This window comes from Novosphingobium sp. NPDC080210 (assembly GCF_050281025.1).
Classification (GTDB): Bacteria; Pseudomonadota; Alphaproteobacteria; order Sphingomonadales; family Sphingomonadaceae; genus Novosphingobium.
Map to the genome: position 1 here is coordinate 197,835 of NZ_JBNNWL010000001.1, position 16,821 is coordinate 214,655.

15 protein-coding genes are annotated in these 16,821 nt (G+C 64.2%); 10 read left to right on the forward strand and 5 right to left on the reverse strand.

Features of this window, described 5'->3' with window-relative positions:
* Window positions 1–97: 97 nt before the first annotated feature.
* The gene (gene murI / locus ACQKOE_RS00980; protein WP_427511165.1) at window positions 98–895 is read right to left on the reverse strand and encodes a glutamate racemase; all 798 of its coding nucleotides are present in this window, start codon (window positions 893–895) and stop codon (window positions 98–100) included.
* An 81-nt stretch (window positions 896–976) separates the two neighbouring features.
* Between murI and plsY the strand changes: the two genes are divergently transcribed.
* The 5 genes from plsY (at window position 977) to ACQKOE_RS01005 (ending at window position 6,052) form a co-directional block, all read left to right on the forward strand.
* Complete coding sequence (gene plsY / locus ACQKOE_RS00985) at window positions 977–1,558, forward strand: glycerol-3-phosphate 1-O-acyltransferase PlsY (protein WP_427511166.1); 582 nt, start codon at window positions 977–979, stop codon at window positions 1,556–1,558.
* Window positions 1,555–2,649 carry a DNA-processing protein DprA gene (gene dprA / locus ACQKOE_RS00990; RefSeq protein ID WP_427511167.1) on the forward strand — a complete coding sequence of 365 codons (1,095 nt, stop codon included), beginning with the start codon at window positions 1,555–1,557 and terminating at the stop codon, window positions 2,647–2,649. Before plsY ends, dprA begins: the two co-directional genes overlap by 4 nt.
* An 18-nt stretch (window positions 2,650–2,667) precedes the next feature.
* Complete coding sequence (locus ACQKOE_RS00995; protein WP_427511168.1) at window positions 2,668–3,024, forward strand: hypothetical protein; 357 nt, start codon at window positions 2,668–2,670, stop codon at window positions 3,022–3,024.
* Window positions 3,025–3,081: 57 nt separating this feature from the next.
* On the forward strand, window positions 3,082–5,619 hold the full coding sequence (gene topA, locus ACQKOE_RS01000; RefSeq protein ID WP_427511169.1) for a type I DNA topoisomerase: 2,538 nt from the start codon (window positions 3,082–3,084) through the stop codon (window positions 5,617–5,619).
* Between the two features lie 145 nt (window positions 5,620–5,764).
* Complete coding sequence (locus tag ACQKOE_RS01005; RefSeq protein WP_427511170.1) at window positions 5,765–6,052, forward strand: GIY-YIG nuclease family protein; 288 nt, start codon at window positions 5,765–5,767, stop codon at window positions 6,050–6,052.
* 101 nt (window positions 6,053–6,153) lie between these two features.
* Here the strand turns inward: ACQKOE_RS01005 and era are convergent, their stop codons facing one another.
* From era to lepB, 3 genes are read right to left on the reverse strand one after another with little or no spacing between them, the layout of a single operon-like run.
* Complete coding sequence (gene era / locus ACQKOE_RS01010; protein WP_427511171.1) at window positions 6,154–7,047, reverse strand: GTPase Era; 894 nt, start codon at window positions 7,045–7,047, stop codon at window positions 6,154–6,156.
* A gap of 45 nt (window positions 7,048–7,092) precedes the next feature.
* On the reverse strand, window positions 7,093–7,761 hold the full coding sequence (gene rnc, locus ACQKOE_RS01015; RefSeq protein WP_374591371.1) for a ribonuclease III: 669 nt from the start codon (window positions 7,759–7,761) through the stop codon (window positions 7,093–7,095).
* Window positions 7,762–8,598, reverse strand: coding sequence for a signal peptidase I (lepB, locus tag ACQKOE_RS01020; protein WP_427511172.1), 837 nt, complete (start codon window positions 8,596–8,598; stop codon window positions 7,762–7,764). It abuts the gene before it with no gap.
* 132 nt (window positions 8,599–8,730) lie between these two features.
* On the opposite strand from lepB, the gene pgi reads away from it, so the two are divergent.
* From pgi to ACQKOE_RS01040, 4 genes are all read left to right on the forward strand, one after another.
* The gene (gene pgi / locus ACQKOE_RS01025) at window positions 8,731–10,245 is read left to right on the forward strand and encodes a glucose-6-phosphate isomerase (protein WP_427511173.1); all 1,515 of its coding nucleotides are present in this window, start codon (window positions 8,731–8,733) and stop codon (window positions 10,243–10,245) included.
* A 246-nt stretch (window positions 10,246–10,491) separates the two neighbouring features.
* Complete coding sequence (gene gorA / locus ACQKOE_RS01030) at window positions 10,492–11,838, forward strand: glutathione-disulfide reductase (RefSeq protein WP_374591366.1); 1,347 nt, start codon at window positions 10,492–10,494, stop codon at window positions 11,836–11,838.
* Window positions 11,838–12,872 carry an acyltransferase family protein gene (locus tag ACQKOE_RS01035; RefSeq protein WP_427511174.1) on the forward strand — a complete coding sequence of 345 codons (1,035 nt, stop codon included), beginning with the start codon at window positions 11,838–11,840 and terminating at the stop codon, window positions 12,870–12,872. The genes gorA and ACQKOE_RS01035 overlap by 1 nt, the downstream gene beginning before the upstream one ends.
* 66 nt (window positions 12,873–12,938) lie before the next feature.
* Window positions 12,939–13,664 (forward strand): SDR family oxidoreductase, encoded by a 726-nt coding sequence (locus ACQKOE_RS01040; protein WP_427511175.1) that lies wholly within the window; start codon window positions 12,939–12,941, stop codon window positions 13,662–13,664.
* Here ACQKOE_RS01040 and ACQKOE_RS01045 read toward each other — a convergent pair.
* Window positions 13,661–15,058 (reverse strand): helix-turn-helix domain-containing protein, encoded by a 1,398-nt coding sequence (locus ACQKOE_RS01045; protein ID WP_427511176.1) that lies wholly within the window; start codon window positions 15,056–15,058, stop codon window positions 13,661–13,663. The two genes, ACQKOE_RS01040 and ACQKOE_RS01045, sit on opposite strands and share 4 nt — an antisense overlap.
* Before the next feature lie 222 nt (window positions 15,059–15,280).
* Between ACQKOE_RS01045 and ACQKOE_RS01050 the strand changes: the two genes are divergently transcribed.
* A complete protein-coding gene (locus ACQKOE_RS01050; RefSeq protein WP_374592097.1) occupies window positions 15,281–16,813 on the forward strand; it encodes an acyl-CoA carboxylase subunit beta in 1,533 nt (510 codons plus the stop codon).
* The last annotated feature ends 8 nt before the right edge of the window (window positions 16,814–16,821 follow it).

Here is a 16,821-nt window from a genome sequence, read left to right on the forward strand (position 1 = left end):
AAGCCAGCCTAAAGGCGTTGCGCTGGATCAAAGGGCATTAAGCGGAAACACTGTGTGACGGGACCGCCCGGGATATTGCCGAGCGGGTTGCTGACATTCAGGTCAATAGTTCAATGCTCTCAAGCCCATAACTGGCGAGCGCTGGCTGGAGCGCGGCGAGGCCCGGTTCGTCCTTGGTGAACAGCGCAAAGTCGGGCCGGTTTCGCTGAAACGGCTGACCTTGGGTGAGGTGCACGATGCGCCGCGCGATTCCCGCAGCCCCATCAACGAATGTTACGCCGGGTCCGAAAGCAGCGGCGAGTTCATCGCGAACCAGCGGAAAGTGCGTGCAGGCGAGGACCACCGTGTCGATCTCGGCTCCGCCCGGTTGATCGCGCAGGCCGGCTGCGGCGCGGGCGTAGACGGCGGGATCGACTGCCTCGCCGCGCAGTTTCGCTTCCGCAGCGCCGACCAGTTCGCCGGCTGCAAAGCGCAGCAAGCGCTTATCGGCTGCGAAGTCTGCCACCAACCGGTCGACATAGGGCTGGCGGATAGTCGCCGCCGTGCCGAGCAGTCCGATCACGCCGCTGCGGGTCTGCTCGGCAGCGGGCTTGATCGCCGGGACCGTGCCGACGATCGGCACGTTCAGCACGTCGCGCACCATGCCCAGCGCTATGGTCGATGCCGTGTTGCAGGCAATGCAGATCAGGCGCGGGCGGTGGCGCTCGCTCATCCGGCCCAGCAGGCCGCACACGCGCGCTGCCACTTCCGCCTCGGTCTTGGTGCCATAGGGGAGGCCGCCGTTGTCCGCCGCATAGACGACCGGCGCCTGGGGCAGGGCGCGGCGCAGTTCGGCCAGCACCGACAGCCCGCCGACGCCGGAATCGAACAGCAGGATCGGTGCACTCGCATCCATTTCCGTGGCATTCCCCTTCTGCGGGCTTGTGATAGCCGCAGGCTTGTAGCTAGGCTTAGGACAAGAAGGGAAGGTGGGGCAATGTATTGGATTTACGCTGCGGCACTTGGGTACTTGCTGGGATCGGTTCCGTTCGGCCTGATCCTGACCCGGATGTTCGATGCGGGCGACATTCGCCAGATCGGTTCCGGCAATATCGGCGCGACCAACGTGCTGCGCACCGGGCGCAAGGGACTGGCTGCGGGCACTCTGCTGCTCGACGGGGCAAAGGGCTTCCTGGCGGTGTGGCTCGCCTGGCGCTACCTGCCGGACGTTCCCGGCTTTGCCGCGCTGGGCGCGGTGCTGGGCCATTGTTTCCCCATCTGGCTGAAATTCAAGGGCGGCAAGGGCGTGGCGACCACGCTGGGGGTGACGCTGGGCCTCGCCTGGCCGATTGGCGCGGCCTATGCGGCGGTCTGGCTGGTCATGCTGGCGGTGACGCGGATCTCCTCGCTGTCCGGAATGGCGGCTGCACTTGCTGCACCGATCGCGGCGGCTCTGCTGGGGCGGCTTGAGCTGGTGCCGGTCCTGGCCGCGATCGCGGTGATCGTCCTGATCCTGCACCGCGCCAACATTGCGCGGCTGCGGGCTGGAACCGAACCAAAGGTCGGGTCCAAGGCGTGAGCGGCCTTTCGCAGGAGGAGGCCTTTGCGCGCATCCGCCTGCTGCGCTCGCCCAATATCGGGCCGGTTTCCTATCGCCAGTTGCTGCGCCGGTTTGGCACGGCATCGGCTGCCTTGGCGGCCTTGCCCGATCTGGTGAAGCGCGGCGGCGGGCAATACCAGGCCGCACCGGAAGAGCGCGTGACCAGGGAAATCGCCGCCGTCCGCTCCGCCGGTGCGCGGTACCTGTTCCATGACAGCGCGGACTATCCGCCGCTTTTGGCTGAACTGGACAGTGCGCCGCCGATCCTGACTTATCGCGGTGACCTTGCGCTGGCACGGCGTCCCTGCGTGGCCATCGTCGGCGCGCGCAACGCCTCTGCCGCAGCGGTAAAGCTGGCGCGCCAATTCGCGGCCGACCTGGCAGAGGCGGGCATGGTGGTCGTATCCGGCCTTGCGCGCGGGATCGACGGGGCCGCGCATCAGGCTGCACTGAACGGCGGCACCGTTGGCGTGATCGCCAGCGGGATCGACGTGACCTATCCCCCCGAGCATGGCGACTTGCAGGAAGCCGTCGCCCAGCGCGGTCTGCTCCTGGCCGAGCAGCCCCCGGGCACTGAACCGCTGGCCCGCCATTTCCCTTCGCGCAACCGGATAATCGCCGGCCTGGCCGCAGGGACCGTGGTGGTTGAGGCTGCGCCCAAAAGCGGCTCCCTCATCACGGCGCGGCTCGCCGGGGAGGCTGGGCGCGAGGTCATGGCCGTGCCTGGCTCTCCACTAGAACCGCGCTCGCAGGGCTGCAACGAACTGATCCGCGAAGGCGCGGTCCTGGTCCAGTCCGCAGCGGACGTGGTGGAACTGCTCAGCGCCTTTGACGGCGTGCCGCGCTCCAGCCTTCGCGAGAGCGCAGCCGTATTCGACGCCCAGGCCGAGGAACTGGCCGACACCCCCGCCGACATCGCGGCCTTGCTCACCACGGCCCCCATCGGCGTGGACGAACTGATCCGCCAAAGCGGAGAAAGCCCCGCCGCCGTGCAACTGGCCTTGCTGGAACTGGAACTGGCCGGGCGCCTGGTCCGCCACGCCGCTGGCCGGGTCAGCCTGGTGGGTTAGATATAAAAGGAGAGCGCCATGCACAGCTTCCCCTCCCGCATGTTCCGCTGGGCCGCGATCTATGGCGTGGTTGTGCTGACGCCGCTTTACCTGACGCCTCTGCCGCCGATGATGGGCGAGACGCTGTTCGGCTTCATCGGGCTGGCGCTGGTGTTCCAGGCGGTGTTCTGGGTGATTGGCGGCGATCCGGTGAAGTACCGGGCGCTGATGCCGATTGCCGTGGCGGAGAAGCTGGTCTTTGCGGTGCCGGCGCTGGGTCTGTTCGCGCAGGGTTATCCGGTGCCGCCCCCGGTTGCGGTCTTTGCCGGGATCGATGCGCTGCTGGCGCTGGGGTTCTTCATCGCCTGGCGCCGCACCCCCTTGACGAGGGGATAGGAGCCTCGCCACCCTCGCGCGTGTACACATACGCGTAGAAGGGCACCGCGCCGCATCATGCAACTTGTCATCGTAGAATCCCCGGCCAAGGCCAAGACCATCGAGAAGTACCTGGGCAAGGACTACAAGGTCCTCGCCAGCTATGGCCACGTCCGCGACCTGCCGCCCAAGGATGGCTCGGTCCGCCCGGACGAAGGCTTTGAGATGGACTGGGAGCTTTATGGCGACAAGCAGCGCCAGGTGAAGGCGATCACCGATCTGGCCAAGCAGGCCGACCGCCTGATCCTCGCCACCGACCCTGACCGCGAAGGTGAGGCGATTTCGTGGCACGTGCGCGAACTGCTGGGCAAGCGCAAGGCGCTGCCCAAGGACGTGCAGCGCGTCACCTTCAACGCGATCACCAAGGATGCCGTGACCACGGCCATGGCTCACCCGCGCGAGCTGGACCAGGACCTGATCGACGCTTACCTGGCCCGCCGCGCGCTGGATTACCTGTTCGGCTTTACCCTTTCGCCGGTGCTGTGGCGCAAGCTGCCCGGAGCCAAGAGCGCGGGCCGCGTCCAGTCGGTCGCCCTGCGCCTGATCTGCGAGCGCGAGCATGAGATCGAGAAGTTCCGCCCGCAGGAGTACTGGTCGGTCCTGGCCCGGCTGGAACACCTCGGCACGGAATTCACTGCGCGGTTGGTCAAGTTCGACGGCGAAAAGCTGGAGAAGCTGAGCCTGGGCGATCAGGGCAGCGCGGACCGCGCCAAGGCGGCGGTCGAAGGCGCGCAGTTCCGTGTGGAAGAGGTCGATACCCGGCCCACGCGGCGCAATCCCTATCCGCCGTTCACCACCTCGACCCTGCAAATGGAAGCGGCGCGCAAGCTGGGCTTTGCCGCCGCGCACACCATGCGGGTGGCGCAGACGCTGTATGAGCAGGGCGCGATCACCTATATGCGGACCGACGGGGTGCAGATGGACCCCAGCGCCATTTCCGCCGCGCGCAAGGCGATCTCGGAGCGCTATCAGAACGGCCATTACCTGCCGGAAAAGCCGCGGCACTATGAAACCAAGGCGAAGAACGCGCAGGAAGCTCACGAGGCGATCCGGCCGACCGATTTCGGCAAGGATCACTATGGGAGCGGCGACGAAGCGCGGCTTTACGAACTGATCTGGAAGCGCGCCATCGCCAGCCAGATGGCCAGCGCCAATATCGAACGCACCACGGTTACGCTGCGCGATCCGACCGGCAAGCATGAGCTGCGCGCGACCGGGCAGGTGGTGAAGTTCCCGGGCTTCTTGGCGGTCTATGACGAAAGCCTGGACCAGAAGCCGGGCGAGGACGAGGACGAAAGCGGCCTGCTGCCCGCGATGGTGCAGGGCGACACTCCGGCCAAGCGCGCGGTTGAGGCCAGCCAGCACTTCACCCAGCCGCCGCCGCGATACAGCGAAGCGACGCTGGTCAAGCGGCTGGAGGAACTGGGTATCGGCCGTCCGTCCACCTATGCCGCGACGATCCAGGTGCTGAAGGATCGAAACTACGTTAGAACTGAAAAAAATCGTTTTTTTGCAGAGGAATCAGGGCGACTTCTCACCGCGTTTCTGGAACGGTTCTTCCCGCGCTATGTCGCTTATGATTTCACGGCGGGCATGGAAGAAGAGCTGGACGACGTGTCCGGCGGGCGCATGGAATGGAAGGCGCTGCTCGAGGAGTTCTGGAAGGACTTCAAACCGAAGAGCGACGAGGTGATGGAGCGCAAGCCTTCGGAAGTGACCGAGGCGCTGGACGAATACCTCGATGATTACCTCTTCCCGCCCAAGGAGGACGGCAGCGACCCGCGCCAGTGCCCGCAGTGCGGGGCCGGGCGCCTGGCGCTGCGCGGTGGCCGGTTCGGGGCTTTCGTGGCTTGTTCAAACTATCCGGAGTGCAAGTTCACCCGCAAGTTTGCCCAGCCGGGCGGCTCGGCAGCGGGCGAGGAAGGCGAAATCGGCCAGCATCCGGAAACGGGCGAGCCGATCAGCCGCAAGGTTGGCCGGTTCGGTCCCTACATCGAAATGGGCAGCGGCAAGGAAGCCAAGCGCAGCTCGATCCCCAAGGACGTTCCGGAAATGAACCTGGACTGGGCGGTCAAGCTGCTCAGCCTGCCGCGCACGGTCGGCGTCCATCCTGAGAGCGGGGAAGAAATTACTGCATCCATAGGCCGTTACGGCCCCTACCTTGCGCACAATGGCAAGTATGCGAAGCTCGGCGGCACGGCGGAAGTGTTCGACATCGGCATGAACGCAGCGGTCGCGCGGCTGGCCGATGCGGCCAATGGCGGAGGTCGCGGCGCGCGCACTCCGGCGGAACCGCTCAAGACCTTTGGCCCGCACCCGGACAGCGGCGGCGAAATGAAGCTGATGGCCGGGCGCTATGGTCCCTACGTCACCGACGGCACTACCAATGCCACCCTGCCGCGTGACAAGAAGCCGGAAGACCTGACCGCCGAAGAAGCAACCGTGCTGATCACCGAAAAGGCAGCCAAGGGTCCGGCCAAGAAGGGCGGGCGCAAGAAGGCGGCGCCGAAGAAGGCTCCCGCAAAGAAAGCTCCGGCGAAGAAGAAGGCCGATTGACAGTTTTGGAGATGACCAGCGATCCCTGCTTTCGCGGGGATGACTCCAAGCGGCTCGTCGTCCCCGCGAAAGCGGGGACCGCTGGCAAATGGCATAAAGTTTCGTAGAATAACGAAATCTTGTTTGCCTGTGCCAAGGAGGTGCCATGCGCGGCGGGTTTGTCTATATCATGACCAATCGGCCAGGGGGTGTGCTCTACATCGGCGTGACGGCTGATTTGTTGAAGCGCATTCACCAGCATCGGTCCGGCCAAGGCTCAAGTTTCTGCCGACGATATGGTTTGGATCGCCTCGTCCTCGTTGAAGACTATCCCACGATTGAAGAGGCAATCGTTCGGGAGAAGCGCCTTAAGAAGTGGGAGCGGGCCTGGAAGATCGCGTTGATCGAAGCGGCCAATCCCGGCTGGCAGGACTTGTCCGGATTTCAGCTATAGCGGTGGCCGAATTCGGGCGGGGCGCTGAACCGCGCGCGATCCCCGCCTTCGCGGGGATGACGAGATGCGATAGGGATTGCAAAAGGGGGGCTGGACGACGGTCAGCGAACCCAGTCCAGGCCCAGTTCTTCGTAGATTTCCTTGTCTTCGGTCCAGCGCTCGTCGACCTTGACGTGAAGGAACAGGTGGACCTTTACGCCCAGCAGTTCGGCCAGCTCCTTGCGGGCTGCCTCGCCAATGGCTTTCAGGCGTGATCCGCCTTTGCCCAGGACGATGCCCTTCTGGCTGTCCTTGGCGATGACGATCTGCTGGTGGATCTCGATCGAGCCGTCCTTGCGGGTCTGATAGCTTTCCGGGCGGACCGTGCTGTCATAGGGCAGTTCGTCGTGCAGCTGGCGGTAAAGTTGCTCACGCGTGATTTCGCAGGCGAGCAGGCGTTCCGATGCGTCGGAAACCTGGTCTTCCGGATAGTGCCACGGACCTTCCGGCATCAGCTGCGCCAGCCGCGTTTTCAATTCCGGCACGCCGTCGCCGGTGAGGGCGGAGATGAAGAATACCTCGTCAAATTGACCTTCGCCCGCCAGGGCCTGGGCGGTGACCAGCAGCGGCTCCTTGGCCACTTCGTCAACCTTGTTCAGCACCAGGATCTTGCGTTCCGGGCGCCCTTGCAGGCTGGCTAGGATGCTTTCCAGATAGTCCAGCTTCTTCTTGCGGCCATCGACCACCAGCAGGATCGCATCAGCCTCTGATGCGCCCTCCCAGGCCGCATTGACCATGGCGCGGTCGAGGCGGCGTTTCGGCTCGAACAGGCCGGGGGTATCGGCGAGGATGATCTGCGCGTCACCTTCCAGCGCAATCCCCATCAACCGCGCGCGCGTGGTCTGCGCCTTGGCGCTGACAATCGCGACCTTCTGCCCGACCAGCGCATTGACCAGCGTGGATTTGCCCGCATTGGGCGCGCCAAGAACGGCAACCAGGCCGCAGTGTTGTGTCATGTGATCGTCCAATTCTTGTTCAGGTGCGGGCCAGCTTAACCGGAATCACCCGAACCTCTTCATAAACGCAGCGGCGGCTGCTGTCTCGGCATCGCGCATGCTGGAGCCGGTGGCTTCGGCTTCGCCCACGCCCTTGATCCCGACCGCTACGGTAAAGCGGGCGTTATGATCAGGGCCGGAGCGTTCGACCAGCCGGTATTCCGGCATCTTGCGCCGGTTGCCCGCAGCCCATTCCTGCAGTGCCGATTTGGGATGCTTGGACTTGCCAGCCTGCCCGGCGACCATGTCGGCCCAGAGCCGCCGTACGACCTGAGCCGTGGCGTCAAAGCCCTGGGTGACGAAGCTGGCGCCGATCAGGGCCTCCATTACGTCCCCGAGGATATTGTCGCTGTCCTGCCCGCCGTCGTCGCGGGCCTGTTTGCCCAGCTTGATGTGTGGACCAAGTCCGATGGCGCGGGCTACCTTGGCGCAGGTGGCGCGGCTGACCAGGGCGTTGAGGCGCTGCGAAAGCTTGCCCTCATTTCCCGTGTCGAGCTTGTAGAGCCATTCGGCAATGACCATGCCCAGCACCCGGTCGCCCAGGAATTCCAGGCGCTGATAGTCCCGCGCCGCGCCGGTGCTGCCGTGGGTCAGCGCTTCAAGCCACAGGGCTTCATCGACCGGCGGACGGCCCGCCAGTTCAGTCAGGAAATCGTGGGTTTCCCGCGATAGCACTTAGAACGTGCCGCCGATGCGGTTCCAGCGGGCGGCGGTGAACCAGGTCCACGGCTTGAGCCATTCGGCCCCGCCATCGGTGGACCACATCATCACGGTCGCCCGGCCAATCACGTTGTCGATCGGGACAAAGCCGATCCCGCCGCCGACTTCGGCCGGAAAGCGGCTGTCTTCGGAATTGTCGCGGTTGTCGCCCATCAGGAACAAGTGGCCTTCCGGCACGACATAGGGGTCGGTATCGTCCGAAGGCTTGTTGAACAGGTCCAGCACTTCGTAGGTGCGGCCACCCGGGAGCGTTTCCTTGAAGCGGGGATAGCGGCAGACGTCGATCCCTTCGGCATTCTTGGCTTCGAAGGTGGTCGAGAGGCAGTGCGTGTTGGGGCTGACCGCAACCTCGAACGGGGCGATTTCCTCCTTGGGGATCGGCTGGCCGTTCAGCCAGACCTGGCCGCCCTTCATCTGCACCGTGTCGCCGGGCAGGCCGATGACGCGCTTGATCCAGTCATCCTTGCCCAGCGGCGGGTTCTTGAACACCACCACGTCGCCGCGTTCGGGAGTAGAGGCCAGCACGCGCTTCTCAGGCAGCAGCGGCACGCCCAGCGGGAGCGAGCGGTTGGAATAGCCGTAGGGCCACTTCGCCAGCAGCAAATAGTCCCCGTTGATCAGGCGCGGCAGCATCGATTCGCTGGGGATGTAGAACGGCGAAAAGATGAAGCTGCGGAAAATCAGCACCACCAAGGCCAGCTTGAGCACGAAGACGGGAAACGAATCCTCTTTCTTCTCGGCTTTCTTGGCCTTGATCGGCTCGGCAGCGGCGGCGGTGGTCGTATCGGTCATATGCCTGTCCATGTTTGCCCGCCGCCGCTGCGTCAAGTGCTTACGGTATGGGGCCTGAATACGTTTTTAGCTGCTTGGCCTGCGCAGCCCGGGCGGGCATAGGCTCTTTCGACCAAAGGCAGGAGCGATACGATGAGCGATACGGTGGCGGGAATCTGGCAAGCCCTTGAAAAATTGGAAAAGCCGACGCTGGGTACGCTCTTTGCCGATCCGGCGCGCGTGGCGGATTGGTCGACGCGGCTGGACCTTCCGGGCGGGGCGATCCGGTTCGACTGGTCCAAGACCCACCTCAATGCCGCTCATGCCGCGCAGTTCGATGCTCTGGCCGATGCCGTCGGCTTCAAGGTCAAGCGCGGCGCGATGTTCGCGGGCGAAGTGATCAACGTGACCGAACACCGCGCGGTCGAGCATACTGCCCTGCGCGGGATCGGACGCGACACCTCGGTCGAGGAAGCGACTGCGCTGCACCTGCGGATGAAAAGCCTGGTCGAGGCGATCCATGCCGGGGCGCTGGGTGAGGTAAAGCACCTGATTCACATCGGCATCGGCGGTTCCGCGCTGGGTCCGGCCCTGGCGATCGACGCGCTGACCCGCGACGGGGCGAAGGTGGACGTCCAGATCGTCTCCAATATCGATGGCTGCGCGCTGGAAGCCGCCTTTGCCAAGTGCGATCCGGCGACCACGCTGATTGCCGTGGCGTCCAAGACCTTCACCACGACCGAAACGATGACCAATGCCGATTCGGCGCTGAACTGGCTGCGGGAAAATGGCGTGGGCGATCCCTATGGCCGGGTCGTGGCGCTGACCGCCAGCCCGGACAAGGCGGTTGATTGGGGGGTGGACGAGACGCGCGTCCTGCCGTTCCCGGAAAGCGTCGGTGGGCGTTATTCGCTGTGGTCCTCGATTGGCTTTCCGGTCGCGCTGGCGCTTGGGTGGGACGATTTCGCCGAATTCCTGGAAGGGGCAGCGGCGATGGACCGGCACTTCCTGGAAAGCGACGGCCTGGCCAACCTGCCGCTGCGCGCGGCCTATGCCGACCTTTACTACGCCCGTTTGCGCGGCTGCCAGACGCGGGCCTGCTTTGCCTATGACGAGCGGCTGCGCCTGCTCCCCAGCTATCTCCAGCAGCTTGAGATGGAATCGAACGGCAAGAGCGTGAAGGCCGATGGCTCGCCAGTGGACGGCCCGACTGCACCGATCACCTGGGGCGGGGTGGGGACCGACGCGCAGCATGCCGTGTTCCAGTTGCTCCACCAGGGCACGAACCTGGTCCCGGTCGATTTCATCGCGGCGATCATTCCGGGCGACAGCCTGGATCCGGCGCATCACCGCAACTTGCTGGCCAATTGCTTTGCCCAAGGGGCGGCGCTGATGGCGGGCAAGGAAGCGAAGGACGGCGCACGCGCCTATCCGGGTGACCGCCCCTCGGCCACGATCCTGTGCGAAGACCTGAACCCCGCCACCCTTGGCGCCCTGATCGCGTTCCACGAACACCGCACTTTCGCCAATGCCGTGCTGATGGAAATCAACGCCTTCGACCAGTTCGGGGTGGAGCTTGGCAAGGAAATCGCCAAGTCGATCCTGGGTGGAGGCACGAAGTTCGACGCCAGCACCGAGGCGCTGCTGGCAGAGGCGGGGATCAAGTAGGCAGCTTCTGAAGGCTACCGTCACCCTGAACTTGTTTCAGGGTCCATGGTGCGGACGAAACCAGTGGTCTGGGATACTAGGCTACGGTGCCGTTTGCTCCTCCGTGCACCAGCTGGGCTAAGCGGAGGGATGGACCCTGAAACAAGTTCAGGGTGACGGTAGGTGCGAACTGGGTGTTTGCCGGTCAATCACTCTGACCAGCAAAACCGTTTGGCAAAGCGGCCTGCCAGGCTCCATATCCGGCGCATGACAAATTTTGACTACGACCTTTTCGTGATCGGTGCCGGTTCGGGCGGAGTGCGGGCCAGCCGCATTGCTGCCTCCCACGGGGCGCGGGTGGCTGTTGCGGAAGAGTTCCGCGTGGGCGGCACCTGCGTGATCCGCGGCTGCGTGCCCAAGAAGCTGCTGGTCTATGCCTCGCACTTTGCTCACAGCCTGGAAGACGCGCCGACCTATGGCTGGACCCTGGAAGGCAAGAGCTTTGACTGGGCCAAGCTGCGCGATTTCGTCGCTAGCGACGTGGACCGGCTGGAGCGGGCCTATACGAACACGCTGGACAGCAACAAGGTCGATCACTTCCACGAACGCGCGACCGTTGCCGGGCCTAACACGGTGCGACTGGCCAGTGGGCGCGAGATCAGCGCGAAATATATCCTGATCGCGGTCGGCGCCTGGCCGGTCATGCCGGAGATCGACGGAGCAGAGCACTGCATCACGTCGAACGAGGTGTTCCACTTGCCGGAACTGCCGAAGCGGGTGGTGATCCAGGGGGCGGGCTATATCGCGCTGGAATTCGCCGGGGTGTTCAACGCGCTGGGAAGCCAGGTGACCGTGATCAACCGCAGCGACAAGATCCTGCGCGGCTATGATCATGACCTGACCGACCGCCTCCTGCCGATCATGCAGGCGCGCGGGATCGAATTCGGCTTCAACCGTCCGATCAGCAAGGTCGAGAAGCAGGCCGATGGATCACTGCTGGTCCATGCGGGCGAAGGGGAACCAATTGCCGCAGACGTCGTGATGGTCGCCACGGGTCGCCGGCCCAAGACCGCTGGGCTTGGCCTGGAAAACGCCGGGATCGCGTTGGGTGCGGGCGGCGAAGTTCCGGTCGATGAATTCAACAAGACCAGCTGCGACAGCATCTATGCCGTGGGCGACGTGACCGACCGGGTGCAGCTGACCCCGGTCGCCATCCGCGAGGGCCATGCCTTTGCCGATACCGTTTTCGGCAAGGCGCCGCGCACGACCGCTTATGACAATATCCCCAGCGCGGTTTTCACCCAACCGCCGATTGCCGCAGTCGGCCTGACCGAAGAGCAGGCGCGGCTGGTCCACGGCAATGTGAAGGTGTTCAAGTCGGACTTCCGCCCGATGCAGAACATGTTCTCGGCCGTGGCAGAGCGGGGATACTACAAGCTGGTGGTCGATCCGGAGACGGACAAGGTGCTGGGCGTGCACATGATCGGCCCGGATTCCCCGGAAATCCTCCAGGCCGCTGCTATCGCGGTGAAGGCGGGGCTGACCAAGGCGCAGTTCGATGAAACGGTCGCCTTGCACCCAAGCATGGCCGAGGAACTGGTGCTGATGCGCTGATGGACCGCTACGTTCCCGAGCTTGACGGCCTGCGGGCGCTGGCGGTGCTGGCAGTCGTGGCTTTTCACGCCGGGAACGGTCCCTTTGGCGGCGGCTTCATCGGCGTCGATATCTTCTTCGTCCTGAGCGGTTATCTGATCACCGGCATCCTGGCCGGGCAGTATGCGGCACGGGGACGCATTGCCGTCTGGCCATTTTATCTGCGGCGCTTCTTCCGCTTGATGCCTGCGCTGCTGCTGCTTTGCCTGGTGTACCTGGTCGCCGCGCCGTTCGTCTGGCCCGAATATGGCCTTGCCAACCATGTCCGCGACAGCCTGGTCAGTGCCGCCTACCTTTCCGATTATGGTCGCGCCATCTGGGGCGTGCCGGAGTTTCTGCGGCACACCTGGTCGCTGGCGGTGGAAGAGCATTTCTATCTCGCTTGGCCGCTGGTCCTGCCCTTCGTGCTGCGATCCCGCCGACCTGCGCAGATGGCCTTGCCGCTCTATCTGGCGGCGACGCTGTGGCGGACGCTGAACTTCCTGTCGGTCGAATGGGACCTGGCCTACTATCGCTTCGATACCCGCTTGGCGGGCATCCTGCTCGGTTGCTGGCTGGCCTTGTGGTTGCGTGAGCGGGCTGCGAGCGGAAGTGCACTACCGCAGATCGGCCCGCAGTTACCCGCGCTGCTGCTTGTGATCGTAAGCATCGCGCTCCCATGGCATCACCGGCTGATCTATCCGATGGCGGCGGTGGGCGTAGAAATCGCTACTGCCGCCTTGATCGTCGCTCTGGTCCACCCGCGAAAGCTGGAGGAAGTGCGGCTTTTTCGGTCTGCTCCGGCAGTGTTCCTCGGCAAGCTTTCTTACGGGATCTACCTCTGGCACTTCCTGATTTCGCTGATAACGCGGGACACGCTGCCCTATTGGCAGTCGGTTGCGGTCTGCCTGATCGGCGCAACCTTCTGCGCCTGGCTCTCGTGGCACACGGTCGAGGCCTGGGGACGGCGCGCCAAGCAGCAAGTCCCGGCGACGACCCGGACCCTGGCGGTCTGACCTTTCGATTTGCATCCGCCCGGCGCCTCATTAGTCTGCACCGCAAACAATAAAGGGGAGAATGCCATGCAGATCGCGGGCAAAACCATTTTCGTCACCGGCGGCACGGACGGGATCGGGGCGCAATTGATCCGCCAACTGCGCGGCAAGGGCGCGACTGTCATTACCCAGGGGCGCAATCCGGAACGCTGCGCGGCGACGCGGGCCGATGGGTTCGAAGTGATCGAGGCCGATCTTGGCGCACAGCCTGGAGTAGACGCGGTCCTGGCGGCGCTTTCCGGTCGGCAGATCGACATTCTGGTCAACAATGCCGGGGCGGGGGTGGATCATGACTTCCGCGATCCGGGGCTGCCTGACCTGGTCGCCAGCGATGCGACGATCTTCCTCAACCTCAATGCGCCGATCCATTTGATTACGGCCCTGATGCCGGTGCTGAAGGCGCGGCCAGAGGCGATGATCGTTAACGTCACTTCAGGCCTTGCCATTGCGCCGCGGGCAGGCGGCCCGGTCTATTGCGCGACCAAGGCGGCGCTGCGGTCCTATTCCCAGGCCTTGCGGGCGCAGTTGAAGGACACCTCGGTGCATGTCCTCGAAGCGCTCCCGCCGGTGGTGGAAACGAAGCTTACCGCAGGGCGGGGCAACCGCAAGATGGCCCCGGATGAATGTGCGCGCCAGATCGTCGCCGGGATCGAAAGCAATGCAGACGAAGTGAACGTCGGCATGGTCAAGGTGCTGCAACTCGTCCATTCGATCTCGCCCACCCTGGCGCGGTCGATCATGCTGCGGTTCTAGCCCACGCGGTACGGCACGACCCCGCGCTGGTCGGGGTCGACGCTGATTGGGCGGTCGCTGGGCGGGAAGGCGCGCTGGTCGCAGTCGCCGCGCGGGCAGATGCGGCAGGATATGCCGATGCGGGTTGCGGCGGCGGCGGCAGTCAGGTCCAGCCCGTCGGCATAGACGAATTCGCTCGCGTGCTCGGCCTCGCAGCCGAGCGCGACGGCATAGCGGCGCGGTGCGCGCTGGTAGGAGCCGCTGGGCTTCACCAGCCCCTTGGCCATCGAGACATAGCGCACCCCGTCCGGCGTTTCCGCCAGTTGCACCAGGATGCGGTCGGGAATCGCCACGGCTTCGTGCACGATCCACAGCGGGCAGGCCCCGCCGAACCGCGCGAATTGCAGGCGGGTGGCGGAGTGGCGCTTGGTGATGTTCCCGGCCATGTCGACCCGGCAGAAGAAGAACGGGACGCCCTTGGCCTCTTCGCGTTGCAGAGTGGAAAGGCGGTGGCAGGTCTGTTCGAAGCTGGTGCCGAAGATCTGCGCCAGCCGGTCGATGTCATGACGCACTTCGCGTGCTTCGGCGCGAAAGCGGCGGTAGGGCATCAGCAGGGCACCGGCCGCATAGTTGCATAGGCCGACGAACAGCAGCTGGCGCGATGCCGCACTGTTGAGCCGCGCGTTCTCAACCACGGCGGCAATTTCATCCTTCAGCGCCAGGGCGGCCAGTTGGTGTGCCAATTGAAAGCGGCGGCTTTCGCTTGGTTGCCCCGGATCGACGGTCAGGTGCCCCATTTCGGCATCGAACGAGCGCAGTCCCGCCTGTTCGGAATAGATCAGGGAGATAGAAAGCGCTTCCTTCAGATAGGTTTCGATGGCGCCGGTATCGGGCGAAAGCCCGCCCAACTGCCCGGCAAGCGCCTCTGCCGCACGGTCGAGGCTGTCGACGTAGTTGTTCTCCAGGTGGAACCAGTCGCGCACTTCCTCCCACGGCAGGCGAGCGACCGAGCCGGTTTCGGCTGACAGTGCCTCGTCCACCATGGCCAGCCGCTGCCCCGCGCGGCGGTAGGCTTCGTGCAGGGCAATGAAGCGTTCGGCCAGGGCAGGCTGCTGCTCTGCAAAGCGCGCGAGATGGGCAGCGTCGATTGGCTCGGCAAAGATCGGATCGGCATTGGCCTCGCGCAGGGCAGCCAGCCGCGTTTCCGCATCGCCCGCACCGATCTCGCGCCAGTCCAGCGGGAAGGCGCGGCTCAGCCGCTCGATCAGGGCCGGGGTAAGCGGCCGGTCGTCATTCTCAAGCTGCGAGAGGTAGCTGGTCGAAATCCCCAGCAGGTCGCCCATCGCCGCCTGGTTCAGCCCCCGCTCCGCGCGCAGCGCCCTCAATTGTTCCCCTGCAAAAATCCGCCGTTTCATCGCTATCCCTCTGCGTCTCGGTGGTTCTTCTCTGCGTCTCTGCGTGAACCAATCTTCGGATGAGTTCACGCAGAGACGCAGAGAAGAAAAGGAGGCGCTGAGGTTATTGGCAGTTTATGGAAGTTTTGCAAACTCTGACTTTGCAACTTTGCAAATTCACATTGGACATTGCCTGTCTCGCTCGCCATGCCCGACCTTTCGGAATTACCGGGACGAGGGACCATGTCCGCAAATATCGCAGAAATGGAAAAGCGCCGCGCTGCAGCCCGACTGGGCGGTGGGCAAAAGCGGATCGATGCACAGCACGCCAAGGGCAAGCTTACCGCGCGAGAGCGGCTTGAAGTGCTGCTTGACGAAGGCAGCTTCGAAGAACTCGACATGTATGTTGAACACAACTGCGTTGACTTCGGCATGCCCGATACGACCATTCCGGGCGACGGTGTGGTCACCGGAAGCGGCACGATCAATGGCCGCCTGGTCTATGCCTATGCCCAGGACTTCACCGTGTTCGGTGGTGCCGTGTCGGAACGCCACGCGATGAAGATCTGCAAGATCATGGACGCGGCGATGAAGGTTGGCGCGCCGGTGATCGGCCTGAACGATTCCGGCGGCGCGCGCATCCAGGAGGGGGTCGCCTCGCTGGGCGGCTATACGGAAATTTTCCAGCGCAACGTGCTGGCTTCGGGTGTGGTCCCGCAGCTTTCGCTGATCATGGGGCCCTGTGCGGGCGGGGCGGTCTATTCGCCCGCGATGACCGACTTCATCTTCATGGTGAAGGACAGCTCCTACATGTTCGTCACCGGTCCGGACGTGGTCAAGACGGTCACCAACGAGATTGTTACGCAGGAAGAACTGGGCGGCGCGGTGACGCACGCGACCAAGACTTCGGTCGCAGACCTGGCTTTGGAAAACGACATCGAGGCATTGCTGACTGCGCGTGACCTGATCGATTATCTGCCGCTCAACAATCGCAGCGGTGTGCCGGAGCGGCCGACCAATGACCCGTGGGACCGGATCGAGGACAGCCTGGATACCCTGATCCCGGCCAATGCCAACCAGCCCTATGACATGCATGAAGTGGTCCGGAAGGTCCTGGACGAAGGCGATTTCTTCGAAATCCAGCCGACCCATGCCGCCAATATCATCGTCGGCTTTGGCCGGATCGAAGGGCGCACCGTAGGCGTGGTTGCCAATCAGCCGATGGTGCTGGCCGGGGTGCTGGACATCAATGCCAGCAAGAAGGCGGCCCGCTTTGTCCGGTTCTGCGATGCGTTTGAAATCCCGATCCTGACCTTTGTCGACGTGCCGGGCTTCCTGCCGGGAACGGCGCAGGAATACGGCGGGATCATCAAGCACGGGGCAAAGCTGCTGTTCGCCTACGCCGAAGCAACCGTGCCCAAGATCACCGTCATCACCCGCAAGGCCTATGGCGGGGCATATTGCGTGATGAGTTCCAAGCACCTGCGCGGCGATCTCAACTATTCCTGGCCGACCGGGGAAATCGCCGTGATGGGGGCCAAGGGCGCGGTGGAGATCATCTTCCGTCAGGACATCGGCGATCCCGACAAGATTGCCGAGCGGACCAAGGAATACGAAGACCGTTTCGCCAATCCCTTCGTGGCGGCGAGCAAGGGCTTCATCGACGAGGTGATCCACCCGCACTCCACCCGCCGCCGCATTGCTCTCGGCCTGCGCAAGCTGCGCAACAAGAGCCTCGAGAACCCGTGGAAGAAGCACGACAACATTCCGCTGTAAGGAATTAC

Excerpts from the sequence above, each read along its gene's own strand:
- topA (WP_427511169.1), top strand. The coding sequence starts at position 3,082 with ATGCAACTTGTCATCGTAGAATCCCCGGCCAAGGCCAAGACCATCGAG.
- plsY (WP_427511166.1), top strand. The coding sequence starts at position 977 with ATGTATTGGATTTACGCTGCGGCACTTGGGTACTTGCTGGGATCGGTT.
- ACQKOE_RS01035 (WP_427511174.1), top strand. The coding sequence starts at position 11,838 with ATGGACCGCTACGTTCCCGAGCTTGACGGCCTGCGGGCGCTGGCGGTG.
- era (WP_427511171.1), bottom strand. The coding sequence starts at position 7,047 with ATGACACAACACTGCGGCCTGGTTGCCGTTCTTGGCGCGCCCAATGCG.
- ACQKOE_RS01045 (WP_427511176.1), bottom strand. The coding sequence starts at position 15,058 with ATGAAACGGCGGATTTTTGCAGGGGAACAATTGAGGGCGCTGCGCGCG.
- pgi (WP_427511173.1), top strand. The coding sequence starts at position 8,731 with ATGAGCGATACGGTGGCGGGAATCTGGCAAGCCCTTGAAAAATTGGAA.
- ACQKOE_RS00995 (WP_427511168.1), top strand. The coding sequence starts at position 2,668 with ATGCACAGCTTCCCCTCCCGCATGTTCCGCTGGGCCGCGATCTATGGC.
- ACQKOE_RS01005 (WP_427511170.1), top strand. The coding sequence starts at position 5,765 with ATGCGCGGCGGGTTTGTCTATATCATGACCAATCGGCCAGGGGGTGTG.
- ACQKOE_RS01050 (WP_374592097.1), top strand. The coding sequence starts at position 15,281 with ATGTCCGCAAATATCGCAGAAATGGAAAAGCGCCGCGCTGCAGCCCGA.
- ACQKOE_RS01040 (WP_427511175.1), top strand. The coding sequence starts at position 12,939 with ATGCAGATCGCGGGCAAAACCATTTTCGTCACCGGCGGCACGGACGGG.
- lepB (WP_427511172.1), bottom strand. The coding sequence starts at position 8,598 with ATGACCGATACGACCACCGCCGCCGCTGCCGAGCCGATCAAGGCCAAG.
- murI (WP_427511165.1), bottom strand. The coding sequence starts at position 895 with ATGGATGCGAGTGCACCGATCCTGCTGTTCGATTCCGGCGTCGGCGGG.
- gorA (WP_374591366.1), top strand. The coding sequence starts at position 10,492 with ATGACAAATTTTGACTACGACCTTTTCGTGATCGGTGCCGGTTCGGGC.